Below are 12,869 nucleotides of genomic sequence, written 5' to 3' on the forward strand. Positions count from 1 at the left end.
ACTATTTAATGCTGACTTTGGGAATGGTGCCAGCCACCCCCATCAATACCCCCGCGGATTCCCCGACTGCCAGCGCCACACATCCTCGCACATGGCCTGCAGGCTGCGGCTGGCGCGCCAGTTGAGGGCTGCGGCGGCCAGGTCGGCGTTGGCGAAGCATTCGGCAACGTCGCCGGGGCGGCGATCCACTATCTGGTAGGGCAGTGTTTTGCCGCAGGCCTGTTCGAAGGCGGCCAGCATCTCCAGCACGCTCACGCCCTGGCCGGTGCCAAGGTTGACGTTCAGCAGGCCGGCGCTGCCCTGCAGGTAACGCAGGGCAGCCACGTGGCCTTCGGCCAGGTCCATGACGTGGATGTAGTCGCGCACGCCGGTGCCGTCCCGGGTGGGGTAGTCGCCGCCGAAGATGCTGAGAGCCTCGCGCCGGCCCACGGCGACCTGGGCGATGTAGGGCACCAGGTTGTTGGGAATGCCCTGGGGGTTCTCGCCGATCAGCCCGGAGGGATGGGCGCCCACGGGGTTGAAGTAGCGCAGGCAGGCGATTCGCCAATCCGGGCGGGCGGCACTGAGATCGCCGAGGATGTGCTCGATGGTGAGCTTGCTCTGGCCGTAGGGGTTGGTGGCGCTGCGCGGAAAGTCTTCGCGGATGGGATTGGAGGCCGGGTCGCCGTAGACCGTGGCGGAGGATGAGAACACCAGCGATTCCACCCCGGCGGCCGCCATGACCTGTAGCAGGTTGAGGGTGCCCGCCACGTTGTTCTGGTAGTAGGCCAACGGCTGTTCGACGGATTCTCCCACCGCTTTGAGGCCGGCGAAGTGGATCACGGCGCTGATGTCGCGGCTGGCAAACACCGCATCCAGCGCCGCCGGGTCGCGCAGGTCGCCGCGCACAAAGGGAACGCGTTGGCCGGTAATGCGCTGCAGGCGCTGGAACACCTCCTCGCTACTGTTACTGAGGTTATCGAACACCAGGGGCTGGTAGCCCGCTTCGATCAGCGCAACGCAGGTGTGCGAACCGATGTAGCCGGCGCCGCCGGTAACAAGGATGGTATTTGACATGGGGCCATTTCTTGACGACTGCGGGAGGCCTAGTGTGCCGGCGGCACCGGGCCTGCGCAACGCGCGGGCCTGTGCAATCGCGACATGTTGACCCGCTTGAGCCAGGTGCCATTCCTCTCTAAAGTGCCGGGACAGATCAAGGACCCTCGCATGCAAACCTACCTGGTCGGCGGCGCCGTGCGCGACGCCCTGCTCAACTACCCGGTCACCGAGCGCGACTGGGTGGTGGTGGGCGCGCGGCCGCAGGAGTTGCTGGATCAGGGCTACCAGCAGGTCGGCAAGGACTTTCCGGTGTTTCTACACCCGCGCACCCGGGAGGAGTACGCCCTGGCGCGCACCGAGCGCAAGCAGGGCAACGGCTACACCGGGTTTGCGCTGCACTACGACCCCACTGTCACCCTCGAGGAAGACCTTCAGCGCCGGGACCTGACCATCAATGCCATGGCGCAAACCCCGGCGGGCGACATTATCGACCCCTACGGCGGGCAGCAGGACCTGCAGGCCCGGCTGCTGCGCCACGTTTCGCCGGCCTTCTCGGAAGACCCGCTGCGGGTGCTGCGGGTGGCCCGCTTCGCCGCCCGCTATGCCCACCTCGGCTTTACGGTGGCCGAAGAAACCCGCCAGTTGATGGCCGGCATTGTGTCCTCGGGCGAGCTGGCCCACCTGCCTGCGGAGCGCATCTGGGTGGAAACCGACCGGGCACTGGGCGAGCGCAACCCCCAGGTGTACATCCAGGTGCTGCGCGACTGCGGCGCGCTGGCGGCGCTGCTGCCGGAGGTGGATGCCCTGTTCGGCGTGCCCCAGCGGGCGCAATATCACCCGGAGATCGACAGCGGCATTCACACCCTGATGGTGCTGCAGCAGGCCGGCGCCCTGAGCGAGGACACCGCCGTGCGCTTTGCCGCCCTGGTGCACGATGTGGGCAAGGGCACCACCCCCACCGATGTCCTGCCCCGCCACATCGCCCACGAACACCGGGGCGTGCTGCTGGTAAAAGCCCTTTGCCAGCGCCTGAAGGTGCCCAACCGCCACCGCGACCTGGCGCTGGCGGTGTGCGAATACCACCTGCTGTGCCACACCGCCCGCCAACTGCGCGGCAAGACCCTGCTCAAGCTGCTGCGCAGTACCGGCGCCCTGCGCCGCCCTGCGGCGTTTGAGCACTTTCTGCTGGCCTGCGAAGCGGATGCCCGCGGCCGCCTGGGGCTGGAGGACCGGCCCTATCCCCAGGGCGACTACCTGCGCCGCGCCGCGGCACTGGCCGCTGGCGTGAGCGCGGCGAATTTTGCCGGGCAGGGCCTGCAGGGCAAAGCGCTGGGCGATGCCATTGCCGCCGCACAAGTGCAACGCCTGGATGCCCTGCGCAGGGAGGCTGGCGATGGCTGAACCGGCAAAGGCCGAGCTGGCAAAGGCTGAGCTGGCCCTGGTGACCGGCGGCGCCCAGCGCATCGGCGCGGCCATTGCGCGTGAGCTGCACAGCCGCGGGCTGGATATCGCCCTGCACTATCACCGCTCGTCGCAGGCGGCCGAGGCACTGGCGGCGGCGCTCAACCGCTTGCGGCCCGCCTCTTGCCACCTGTGGCAGGCCGACCTGCAGCAGGTTGGCGCCATCCAGCGCATGGCAAAGGACCTGCAGGCCGCCCACCCCACCCTCGCGCTGCTGGTGAACAACGCCAGCGGCTTTGCCCCGACGCCGCTGGCGGCTACCACCGAGGCGGACTTTGACGCCCTGCTCGGATCCAACCTCAAAGGCCCCTATTTTCTGGTGCAGGCGCTGCTGCCGGCCCTGTGCGCCGCAGGCGGCAGCGTGGTGAACCTGATTGATGTTCACGCCACGCGGCCGCTCAAGGACTTCAACGCCTACTGCGCGGCCAAGGCCGGGCTCGCCTCGCTCACCCGCAGCCTGGCCCTGGAGTTGGGCCCGCAGGTGCGGGTGAACGGCGTGGCGCCCGGGGCCATTCTGTGGCCAGAGGACGACGCGGCCTACGACGAAGGCCGTCGTGATGCCATCCTGGCGGCCACACCGCTGGCACGCCTGGGCGAGCCGGCGGACATCGCCCGCAGCGTGGCCTTTCTCGGGCTGGATGCCCCGTTCATTACCGGCCAGGTACTGGCGGTGGACGGCGGCTGGGGCCTGGGGCTGGCGGGCCTGTGAGCAATAACGCAAGCGGCACTCGCGGCGCGGGCTCTGACCATCGCTACCGGCGCGCGGTAGAATCCGCGCAAGGCCATAGTTAAGGCCAAGGAAGCCAATGATGCACACAGCGCTTAGCGGGGAGCCGCGCGCATCGGCACCCGCCCGGCCACCGGGCGGTGCATTGAGTGGCGCGCAGTGGCTGGCAGCCCTTGTCGGCCTGGTGCTGGCGAGCCTGCTGGTGCTGCAGCTGGCCGACATTGGCGTGTATCGCCACGATGCCATGTACTACCTGCCCCGGCCGGCTTTTTTCGACAAGCTGCTGACCGAGGGCCGCTGGCTGAATTACCTGTTGTTTCCGGTATTGCGGCTGATACCGGGGCCGGCCGCGGCCATTGCCGCGCTGCTGTGCTGGGGCCTGTTTGTGTTTATCAGCGCGCGCCGCTGGGTGGGCTCGCCGGCCTATGCCCTGCTGCTGGCCTGCCTGGCCCTGCAGGTCACACCATTGATGAACCAGCTGCAGTGGCCGGCCACTTCCCTGCCCGCCTTTGCCCTGCTGGCGCTGGCGGCACTGCTGGCCCCGCGCCTGCCCGCCGGGCTCTTCTATCCCCTGTTCGCAGTGTTGCTGTTTGGCAGTTTCAGTCACCTCTACTACCTGTTGCCGCTGCTGCACCTGCACTGGCTGGCAGGCAAGGACCTCACCGCCAACCTCAAAACCCTGTGGCTGAAGCTCATCCCCCTGTGGGCCATGGGCTTTGTGGTGGGCTACGGCTCGGCCCTGCTGGCGGTCTACCTGGCCGGTGGCGGCCTGGGTATCGCCATTGAGGAATGGCGGCGGCCGCACTACATCGAAAGCGGTGCAGACCTGCTGGACAATAGCCAGCGCGCCCTGCACTACCTGGCACAGCACCTGCAGCCGCTGCTGGGCAAATTATGGCTGGTGCCGCTGGCCACCGGGGCCGTCATCCTCAGCCTCATGGGCAACCGGGTAGCGCGCTTTGTTCCCCTGGCGCTGCTGGCCCTGTGCATGGGCGGTGTGCACTACCTGCTCACCGTGCCGCTGGGGATAGTGATTTCCTTTCGCACCGCCGGCCCGCTGTGGCTCGCCTGCCTGGTGGTGATGTTCTTTACCCCGCTGCGCAACCGCTACCAGGCCGCGCTGTTGCTGGCCTGCGCGCTTGCCCTTGGCACCGCGCTGTACCTGCAGAACCGCCAGGCCCTCAAGTGGTACAACACAATCACCAGCACCCTGCAGCAAGCCCTGTTGGACACCCTGCCCAAGCCCGCTGGGGACTACACCGGCGTCGTACTGCTCAGCGACGATGCCGCGGTAGCCGCGGCCGTGGAGCGCATCGAGCGGCACCACCGGCTGGCGCCGGGGCAGATGGAGTCCCTGTCGCGGGCTGCGCGCTGGGTGCCGGCGGCAAAGGCGGCGGGGTTTAACAAGGTGTGGCTGTGCGGCAGCCAGGACAGGCGCCAGCGCCCGGTGTGCGCCCGGATACTGACGGGGGTTGAGCCACGCGCGCCGGCCTGCCGGCCGGGGCTGTATGACATCGTCGGCGAAAGCCGTGGTTTTTTGCTGGTGGCGATCAATCCGCCGGAGTGTCTGGCGATGCTCGCCGAATAATCGGCGCTAACTATCAGTGCTATGAATTTCAGTGCTATGAATTAGAGCTACGAATCAGAACTACAAATCAGAGCTACGCCTGATCTGCGGTTGAAATCACCCGCCCCCGCCAGCGAAAGCCGGCCCGCCTGACCTGTTGCGAGCCCTGGTCGAAGGCCTCCCACAGGGCGGCGTAGCAGCGACCGTCCAGTGGGTGGGGCTCGGCGGGGGCCAGGTCCGCCAGGGGGCGCAGTACAAAGGCATTGCGCAGGATCTCCGGGCGCGGCAGGCGCACGCCGTCTACCACGCCCGTGGCGTCGCCGTAGGTGAGCAGGTCGATATCGAGCTGGCGCGGGGAGTAGCGGGTGGCGCCGGGCAGGCGGCCGTGTTCGGTTTCGATGCGCCGCAGGTCGCGGGCGAGTTCAGCCACGCTGGCACGGGTGTCGATGCCCACCACCATATTCAGGAAGGGCTGGCCGTCAAAGCCGATGGCCTCACAGTCATAAACCGGCGACAAGCAAAGTTCGCCATACAGCGCAGCGAGGGCGTCCAGCCCCGCCGCCAGGTAGCGTTCGCGCTCGATGTTGGAGCCAAGGCCAAGGTAAACGCGGGGCATCAGGGCCGCTCCCCGCGCTCGATCAGCACACCCACATCCCGCGCTGCGGCGACGGCGCCCGGCTTGCACAGGCGCAGGCGCAGCCAGGGCACACCGAATTCAGAGCGCACCAGGGCGGCGATCTGCTCGGCGGCGGTTTCGATCAGCTGGAATTGCTGGGCCCCCATAAAGGAAGCGATACACGCCGACACAGCGGCGTAGTCCAGCGCGTGCTGCAGGTCGTCGCCAGCGGCGGCAGGGCGATTGTCCCAGGCCATGTCGAGATCCAGCAGCAGGGTTTGGCGCACGCCACGCTCCCAGTCGTAAACGCCGATGACGGTCTCCAGCGCCAGTTCCCGTATGAATACCGTATCCATCAGCCAGCCGCCAGTGTAATGGGGGGCAGCTCTGCCATGGGCCAGCGCGGGCGCACGGCAATGCCTCCCTCGTCGCGCTGCCCGGCGGCCAGGCGCTGGGCGCCAGCGTAGGCGATCATCGCCCCGTTGTCGGTGCAGAACTCCGGGGCCGGGTAGAACACCCTGGCCCTATCTTTTTGCAGGGCCTGCGCCAGGCTGGCGCGCAGGTTGCGATTGGCGCTGACCCCGCCCGCCATCACCAGGGTTTTCAGGCCCTCCTGCTTGAGCGCCCGGCGACACTTGATCACCAGGGTCGCCACCACCGCCTCTTCGAAGGCGCGGGCGATGTCGCACTTGTCCTGCTCGCCAAGGCCACCGCTGGCCTGGCAATCGTTCACGGTATTAAGGGTATAGGTCTTCAGGCCGCTGAAGCTGAAATCCAGGCCCGGGCGATTGACCATCGGCCGCGGGAAGTCGAAGCGAGCCGCATCGCCCTGCTCCGCCAGCCTGGCAATGTGTGGGCCACCGGGATAGGGCAGGCCGAGCATCTTGGCGGCCTTGTCGAAGGCCTCGCCGGCGGCGTCGTCCAGCGATTCCCCCAGCAGCTTGTACTCGCCGATGCCATCCACCCGCACCAGTTGGGTGTGCCCGCCGGATACCAGCAGGGCCACAAAGGGGAAGTCCGGGCGCTCGGCCTCCAGCATGGGGGCCAGCAGGTGCCCCTCCATGTGGTGAACCCCCAGCGACGGCACCCCCCAGCCCCAGGCCAGCGCCCGGGCCAGGGTGGCACCCACCATCAGCGCACCCACCAGCCCGGGGCCGGCAGTATAGGCCACGGCATCAATATCCCCCGCCGAGCACCCGGCGCTGGCCATGACCTCTTCGATTAACGGCAAGGCCTTGCGGATGTGATCGCGGGAGGCCAGCTCCGGCACCACGCCGCCATACTCCACGTGGATGTCCACCTGGCTGAACAGGGCGTGGGCCAGCAGGCCACGCCCGGTGTGGTAAAGGGCCACGCCGGTTTCGTCGCAGGAGGTTTCAAGGCCGAGAATGAGCATAAAAGGTCGCTTGCTGGGTCTGGCTGCGAATGATACGGGGTTGGGCAGTGGGAGTCATTGCCGGCTTGCGCCGGGGACGAATAACGAGGCGAATAACGCTTTGCAAAACCCACACTGTGGGTATAGAATGCGCGCCCTTTCAGGCGTTGTCTGCTCATTTTGCAGGCAAACACAAACTATTGGATACAGGTGAAGACTTAATGCCTCACGTTAAGGTCAAAGAGAACGAGCCGTTTGATGTCGCCCTGCGCCGCTTCAAGCGCTCCTGCGAAAAAGCTGGCGTACTGGCCGAAGTACGCAAGCGCGAGCACTACGAAAAGCCCACCACGGTACGCAAGCGCGCCGCCGCTGCCGCCGTCAAGCGTCACCTGAAAAAGCTGTCCCGGGAAAACCGCAAGCGCGTCCGCCTGTACTGATCTGCCACCCCGGCAGGGCAGGCACCTTCCCCAATGAGTGACACCACCCTCGTTGCATCCGTCAAGGCGGCCATGAAGGCCGCCATGAAAGCGCGGGACAAGGAGCGGCTGGGCACCATCCGGCTGATTCAGGCCGAATTCAAGCGCATCGAAGTGGACGAGCGTGTCGAAGTTGACGACGCTCGCGCGCTGGCCGTGCTCGACAAAATGGTCAAGCAGCGCCGGGACTCCGCCACCCAGTACCACGACGCCGGCCGCAGTGAACTGGCCGAGCAGGAAGAGCGCGAAATCGCCGTGCTGCAGGAATTCCTGCCGGCACAGCTGTCCGAGGCGGACATCATCGAGTTGGTGGACGCCGCCATCGCCGCCGCAGGCGCCAGTGGCATGCAGGCCATGGGCGCCGTCATGGGCCAGGTCAAACCGCAGGTTCAGGGCCGCGCCGACATGGGCGAAGTGAGCAAGATCGTCAAGGCCCGGCTCGCCGCAGGCTGACCTGATTCCCCCGGCGTGGTTCAATAGCCCGCCAGACCCCACACAGTACACCTGACACCGAATGGCCGGACGGATACCGCAATCCTTTCTCGACGAGCTGCTGGATCGGCTGGATATCGTCGAGGTGGTGGACCGCCGCGTCAAACTGAAAAAGTCGGGCAAGAACTACACCGCCCGCTGCCCCTTCCACGAAGAAAAAACGCCTTCTTTCAGCGTCAATCCCGACAAGCAGTTCTATTACTGCTTTGGCTGCGGCGCCGGCGGCAACGCCATCGGCTTCGTGATGGATTACGAAAACGTCGACTTTCCGGCGGCGGTGGATACCCTGGCCGGCAGCCTCGGCCTGGATGTACCGCGGGAGCAGACTGGCGGCGCGGCGGCGGCAGAACAGAGCAGAGAGCAGAGCAACAAGCCCCTCTATGCCCTGATGGAAGACATCGCCCGCTTCTACCAGCAGCAGCTGCGCCAACACCCCGAGGCCCAGCGGGCAGTGGACTACCTGAAGGGCCGCGGCCTGACCGGCCAGATTGCCAAGCAGTTCGACCTCGGCTTTGCCCCGCCCGGCTGGGACAACCTGCTGAAACGCTTTGCCACCAGTGACGCCCAGCGCAAGCTGTTGATGGACGCCGGCATGCTGGTGCAAAACGACGCCGGGCGCACCTACGACCGCTTTCGTGACCGGGTAGTGTTCCCCATCCGCGACCAGCGCGGGCGCGTTATCGCCTTTGGCGGGCGGGTGCTGGGCGACGACAAGCCCAAGTACCTGAACTCCCCGGAAACCGCCATCTTCCAAAAGGGCCGGGAGCTGTACGGCCTGTACCAGGCGCGCCAAGCCAATCGCAAACTGGAGCGCATCCTGGTGGTGGAGGGCTATATGGACGTGATTGCCCTGGCCCAGCACGGCATCAGCAATGCCACCGCCACCCTGGGCACCGCCACCAGCAAAACCCACCTGGAACGCATCTTCCGCCTGAGCCCGGAGGTGCTGTTCTGCTTTGACGGCGACGAGGCGGGGCGCAAAGCCGCCTTCCGCGCCCTGGAATCGGCCCTGCCCACCCTGGAGGACGGCCGCCAGGCGCGCTTCCTGTTCCTGCCGGAAGGCGAAGACCCGGACACCGCCGTGCGCAGCCAGGGCAGCGACGGCTTTGAAGCCCTGCTCACCCAGGCCAGGCCGCTGGAAACTTTCCTGTTCGAGGCGCTGTCTGAGGGCATAGATACCGACAGCCTGGATGGCCGCGCGCGGCTCAGCAAGGCGGTGCTGCCCTACATTCGCCAGCTGCCGGAGGGCGTCTACCGCCAGCTCATGTTCCAGGAGCTGGCGCGGCGCACCGGCCTGGAATTGCAGAGCCTGATGCAGCTTGAGGTGCCGCCGCCCCAGAGCGCCGAGGCCCCGACACCGGCCGGCAACCCGGCGCCGCTGCACGCTGCGCACGCCGAAGACACCGCGCCGCGCCAGCGCAGCCCGCAGAAACCACTGCCCAAGGGCTATTCCAACCTGGCCCAGGCGGCGCTGGCCCTGCTGCTGCACAAGCCGCAGGTGGCGCGCCTGGGCAGCATTGATGCGCTGGCCGCACTGGACGGCGATGACATCGATCTGCTGCGCGAGATGCTCACCCTGCTGCAGCGCCGGCCGGAGTCGTCCACCGCCATGCTGCTGGGGCACTGGTACGGCACCGCGCAGGGCGAACTGCTGAACCGTCTTGCCGGCCAGGAGCGGCTGATTCCGACCGAGGGCATAGAGCAGCAGTTTGCCGACACCCTGGCGGAACTGGCGTTATTACCGCGCAAATCCGCCCTGGCGGCGCAGGTCGACAAACTAAAACTCACCAACTACGCTCAAATGAGCGCAGAGGAGAAACAGCAGCTGAGAGAGCTGCTAAAAGAAAAGCAGAAACTCGACGCTGAGCGGGGCAAGCGTGGACGCTGACGGCAACCAGCGGCAACAGCCGCAACCTTGCAATGACGGGATTTGCCCCCATCATCAGTGGGCCCGCTCCCGCTATCGCCGGGTCACAGGGCCGGCACAGGGCTCGCCAACGCGAAAATGCCATGGAAATGACGCCATCGGTGGCATATCGGCAGCAAAAAGCCTGAAATTACCCGTTCCCGCGGTGGTTATACCGGCGCCCCATCCGCTACAATACGCGGCTACATTTTTTTTACGTTTATAGGTATGCACTCGATGAACAACGTCGTGCAACAACAGTCCCGCCTCAAGGAGCTCATCGCCCGCGGCAAGGAACAGGGCTACCTGACCTACGCCGAGGTGAACGACCACCTGCCGGAGGACATCTCCGATCCGGATCAGGTCGAAGACATCATCCAGATGATCAACGACATGGGCATCCAGGTGTTCGAAGTGGCACCCGATGCCGATGAACTGCTGATGAGCGAGGGCGACGGTTCCGCCGACGACATCGCCGCTGCCGAAGCGGCGGCTGCCCTGGCCGCGGTGGAAACCGAAGCCGGCCGCACCACCGACCCGGTGCGCATGTACATGCGCGAAATGGGCACCGTGGAGCTGCTGACCCGCGAAGGCGAGATTGTTATCGCCAAGCGTATCGAAGAGGGCATCCGGGAGCTGATGGCCGCCCTGGCCCACTACCCGGGCGCCGTGCAGTCCGTGCTGGACGAATACGACCAGGTCACCCGGGAAGAGCGCCGCCTGGGCGATGTCATGGTCGGCTACCTGGATCCGGCCGAGCACGTTCCCTCCGCCGCGGAAGTTGCCGCGGAGAACAACAACAATGACTCCGATGACGAAGAGACCGACTCGGGCCCCGACCCGGTGGAAGCCAAAAAGCGCTTCACCGCCCTCAAGCGCCAGTTCAACAAGACCGAAAAGGTGATTGCCAGCAAGGGGCGCGGCGATGCCGAAGCACAGAAGGAAATGGAAAAGCTCGGCGAGCTGTTCAAATTCTTCAAGCTGACCCCGCGCGTCTTCGACCCGCTGTCTGATTCACCGCGCAACATTCTGGCCGGCGTGCGCGACCAGGAACGCGAGATCATGAAGATCGCCGTGCGCGAATGCAGCATGCCGCGCAAGGACTTTATCGAGAGCTTCCAGGGTTCCGAAGCCGATGCCAAGTGGGTGAGCAAAGTCACCCGTGGCAAGAAGGACTACGCCCACAAGCTCACCGCGCGCAAGGACGACATCCAGCGCCTGCAGCGCCGCATCGCCCAGATTGAAGAGCAGAGCGGATTGACTGTTGCCGAGATCAAGGAGATCAACCGCCGCATGAGCATGGGCGAGGCGAGAGCCCGCCGCGCCAAGAAGGAAATGGTTGAGGCCAACCTGCGCTTGGTGATCTCCATCGCCAAGAAGTACACCAACCGCGGCCTGCAGTTTCTGGACCTCATCCAGGAGGGCAACATCGGCCTGATGAAGGCGGTGGACAAGTTCGAATACCGCCGTGGTTACAAGTTCTCGACCTACGCCACCTGGTGGATTCGCCAGGCCATCACCCGCTCCATCGCGGATCAGGCCCGCACCATCCGCATCCCGGTGCACATGATCGAGACCATCAACAAGCTCAACCGCATCTCCCGCCAGATGCTGCAGGAAATGGGCCGCGAGCCCACCCCGGAAGAGCTGGGCGAGCGCATGGACATGCCGGAAGACAAGGTGCGCAAAGTGCTCAAGATCGCCAAGGAGCCGATCTCGATGGAGACGCCCATCGGCGACGACGAAGACTCCCACCTGGGCGACTTCATCGAAGACCACACCATCTCCTCGCCGGTGGACGCCGCCACCGGCCAGGGCCTGCAGGAAGCCACCAAGGAAGTGCTGGCCGGCCTCACCGCCCGCGAAGCCAAGGTGCTGCGCATGCGCTTTGGCATCGACATGAACACCGACCACACCCTTGAGGAAGTGGGCAAGCAGTTCGACGTGACCCGCGAGCGCATCCGCCAGATTGAAGCCAAGGCCCTGCGCAAGCTGCGCCACCCGACCCGCTCGGACTACCTGCGCAGCTTCCTCGACGAGTAAGCCAGCGCACTGCTGCTCCAACCAAGGCCCGCCACGTGCGGGCCTTTTGCTATATTCAACACAACAATAACAGGATGGCTACATGAGCAAACGTGTATTGGTATGGGGCAGCGGCAACGTCGGGCGCCCGGCAATCAGGGCGGTTGCCGCCCACCGCGACCTGGAACTGGCGGGCCTGGTGGTGTCCAACCCGGCCAAAATCGGGCGCGACGCGGGGGAGATTGCCGGCATCCACGCCCTGGGCGTAAAAGCGCGCGATGACTGGCAGAACGCAATCCGCGACAACATCGACTGCGTGGTTTACGCCGCCAACGCGGACACCCGGGGCGAAGAAGCCTTCATGGAGTTGCTTGGCGTACTGGGGGCCGGCGTCAATGTCGTCTCCACCGCCTTCTACCCCCTGCTGTACCCCAGCGGCCAGAGCAGCATTCCCGCGGCGGTACAGGCCGTTGAAGCCGCCTGTCGTCAGGGCAACAGCTCGGTGTTTGTGTCGGGCATTGACCCGGGTTGGGCCATGGACATACTCCCTGTGCTGCTCAGCGGCGCGGTGTCCGACATTGCGGAAATCCGCATGCAGGAAATCTTCAACTACGGCCTGTACGACCAGCCCGAAATTGTGCGCAACGTGATCGGCTTTGGCCGCCCGATGGCTGAAGTGCCGCAGATGCTGGAAGACAGTGCCATGCGCCGGGTGTGGGGCCCCATGGTGGAACTGGTGGCGGCGGCACTGGACTACCCCCTGGACGCCATCGAGACCGCCGTGGAGCGGCTGCCGCTGGACAAGGACGTGGACGTTCCCGGCATGGGCCTTTTCGAGCGCGGCACCCAGGGCGCCTTCCGCTTTGAGGTACGCGGCATGCGCGCCGGCAAGGCACGCATTGTTGTCGAGCACATCACCCGCATTGACGACGACTGCGCGCCCCACTGGCCCTACCCCGCCGAGGGGCGCGGCTGCCACCAGACCATTATCCGCGGCAACCCCGAGCTGGTGGTCAGCACCCACGGCCACGACCCGGTAGAGCCGGGCCCCGCTGGGGGCGGCAACTGTTCAGCGGCCAACCGGATTGTGAACGCCATCCCCGCTGTGTGCGCAGCGCCGCCCGGCGCCCTCAGCCCGCTGGACCTGCCGGCCATTCACGGCGGCGCGCAGATGCGCGTTTGAGCCGCC

Annotated in this window: 12 protein-coding genes; 8 read left to right on the plus strand and 4 right to left on the minus strand. The window is 66.0% G+C overall.

Translation table 11 applies throughout. From position 1 onward, the window contains the following. Positions 1-42: 42 nt before the first annotated feature. Positions 43-1,056 carry a UDP-glucose 4-epimerase GalE gene (galE, locus tag DDZ17_RS17590; RefSeq protein WP_116368294.1) on the minus strand — a complete coding sequence of 338 codons (1,014 nt, stop codon included), beginning with the start codon at positions 1,054-1,056 and terminating at the stop codon, positions 43-45. 150 nt (positions 1,057-1,206) lie between these two features. Between galE and DDZ17_RS17595 the strand changes: the two genes are divergently transcribed. The 3 genes from DDZ17_RS17595 (at position 1,207) to DDZ17_RS17605 (ending at position 4,814) form a co-directional block, all read left to right on the plus strand. After that, positions 1,207-2,439, plus strand: coding sequence for a multifunctional CCA addition/repair protein (locus DDZ17_RS17595; RefSeq protein WP_116368295.1), 1,233 nt, complete (start codon positions 1,207-1,209; stop codon positions 2,437-2,439). Then, a complete protein-coding gene (locus tag DDZ17_RS17600; protein WP_116368296.1) occupies positions 2,432-3,208 on the plus strand; it encodes a pteridine reductase in 777 nt (258 codons plus the stop codon). The genes DDZ17_RS17595 and DDZ17_RS17600 overlap by 8 nt, the downstream gene beginning before the upstream one ends. 100 nt (positions 3,209-3,308) lie before the next feature. Next, a complete protein-coding gene (locus tag DDZ17_RS17605) occupies positions 3,309-4,814 on the plus strand; it encodes a hypothetical protein (RefSeq protein WP_157976710.1) in 1,506 nt (501 codons plus the stop codon). A 73-nt stretch (positions 4,815-4,887) separates the two neighbouring features. Here the strand turns inward: DDZ17_RS17605 and folK are convergent, their stop codons facing one another. Genes folK through tsaD form a run of 3 tightly spaced genes read right to left on the minus strand, consistent with a single transcriptional unit; the run spans position 4,888 to position 6,805 of the window. Then, entirely contained in the window at positions 4,888-5,409 is a 522-nt protein-coding gene (gene folK / locus DDZ17_RS17610; protein ID WP_116368298.1) for a 2-amino-4-hydroxy-6-hydroxymethyldihydropteridine diphosphokinase, read from the minus strand. After that, positions 5,409-5,765 (minus strand): dihydroneopterin aldolase, encoded by a 357-nt coding sequence (folB, locus tag DDZ17_RS17615; RefSeq protein ID WP_116368299.1) that lies wholly within the window; start codon positions 5,763-5,765, stop codon positions 5,409-5,411. The genes folK and folB overlap by 1 nt, the downstream gene beginning before the upstream one ends. Continuing rightward, the gene (gene tsaD, locus DDZ17_RS17620) at positions 5,765-6,805 is read right to left on the minus strand and encodes a tRNA (adenosine(37)-N6)-threonylcarbamoyltransferase complex transferase subunit TsaD (protein WP_116368300.1); all 1,041 of its coding nucleotides are present in this window, start codon (positions 6,803-6,805) and stop codon (positions 5,765-5,767) included. Before tsaD ends, folB begins: the two co-directional genes overlap by 1 nt. 200 nt (positions 6,806-7,005) lie before the next feature. On the opposite strand from tsaD, the gene rpsU reads away from it, so the two are divergent. The 5 genes from rpsU (at position 7,006) to DDZ17_RS17645 (ending at position 12,863) form a co-directional block, all read left to right on the plus strand. Next, on the plus strand, positions 7,006-7,221 hold the full coding sequence (gene rpsU / locus DDZ17_RS17625; protein WP_116368301.1) for a 30S ribosomal protein S21: 216 nt from the start codon (positions 7,006-7,008) through the stop codon (positions 7,219-7,221). 33 nt (positions 7,222-7,254) lie between these two features. Further along, positions 7,255-7,713, plus strand: coding sequence for a GatB/YqeY domain-containing protein (locus DDZ17_RS17630; protein ID WP_116368302.1), 459 nt, complete (start codon positions 7,255-7,257; stop codon positions 7,711-7,713). Between the two features lie 61 nt (positions 7,714-7,774). Beyond that, positions 7,775-9,640, plus strand: a complete 1,866-nt coding sequence (gene dnaG / locus DDZ17_RS17635; protein ID WP_116368303.1) for a DNA primase — start codon at positions 7,775-7,777, stop codon at positions 9,638-9,640. Positions 9,641-9,895: 255 nt separating this feature from the next. Continuing rightward, positions 9,896-11,701 (plus strand): RNA polymerase sigma factor RpoD, encoded by a 1,806-nt coding sequence (rpoD, locus tag DDZ17_RS17640; protein WP_116368304.1) that lies wholly within the window; start codon positions 9,896-9,898, stop codon positions 11,699-11,701. Positions 11,702-11,783: 82 nt separating this feature from the next. Beyond that, positions 11,784-12,863: an NAD(P)H-dependent amine dehydrogenase family protein gene (locus DDZ17_RS17645; protein WP_116368305.1), complete on the plus strand. Its 1,080-nt coding sequence runs from the start codon at positions 11,784-11,786 to the stop codon at positions 12,861-12,863. Positions 12,864-12,869: the final 6 nt, after the last annotated feature.

It is taken from the genome of Parahaliea mediterranea (genome assembly GCF_003402235.1).
Lineage (GTDB): Bacteria > Pseudomonadota > Gammaproteobacteria > Pseudomonadales > Halieaceae > Parahaliea > Parahaliea mediterranea.

Bases quoted from the DNA above. Each gene is read 5' to 3' on its own strand.
- folK (WP_116368298.1), bottom strand. From the start codon at position 5,409: ATGCCCCGCGTTTACCTTGGCCTTGGCTCCAACATCGAGCGCGAACGC.
- DDZ17_RS17645 (WP_116368305.1), top strand. From the start codon at position 11,784: ATGAGCAAACGTGTATTGGTATGGGGCAGCGGCAACGTCGGGCGCCCG.
- DDZ17_RS17630 (WP_116368302.1), top strand. From the start codon at position 7,255: ATGAGTGACACCACCCTCGTTGCATCCGTCAAGGCGGCCATGAAGGCC.
- rpoD (WP_116368304.1), top strand. From the start codon at position 9,896: ATGAACAACGTCGTGCAACAACAGTCCCGCCTCAAGGAGCTCATCGCC.
- DDZ17_RS17595 (WP_116368295.1), top strand. From the start codon at position 1,207: ATGCAAACCTACCTGGTCGGCGGCGCCGTGCGCGACGCCCTGCTCAAC.
- rpsU (WP_116368301.1), top strand. From the start codon at position 7,006: ATGCCTCACGTTAAGGTCAAAGAGAACGAGCCGTTTGATGTCGCCCTG.
- DDZ17_RS17600 (WP_116368296.1), top strand. From the start codon at position 2,432: ATGGCTGAACCGGCAAAGGCCGAGCTGGCAAAGGCTGAGCTGGCCCTG.
- tsaD (WP_116368300.1), bottom strand. From the start codon at position 6,805: ATGCTCATTCTCGGCCTTGAAACCTCCTGCGACGAAACCGGCGTGGCC.
- DDZ17_RS17605 (WP_157976710.1), top strand. From the start codon at position 3,309: ATGCACACAGCGCTTAGCGGGGAGCCGCGCGCATCGGCACCCGCCCGG.
- folB (WP_116368299.1), bottom strand. From the start codon at position 5,765: ATGGATACGGTATTCATACGGGAACTGGCGCTGGAGACCGTCATCGGC.
- galE (WP_116368294.1), bottom strand. From the start codon at position 1,056: ATGTCAAATACCATCCTTGTTACCGGCGGCGCCGGCTACATCGGTTCG.
- dnaG (WP_116368303.1), top strand. From the start codon at position 7,775: ATGGCCGGACGGATACCGCAATCCTTTCTCGACGAGCTGCTGGATCGG.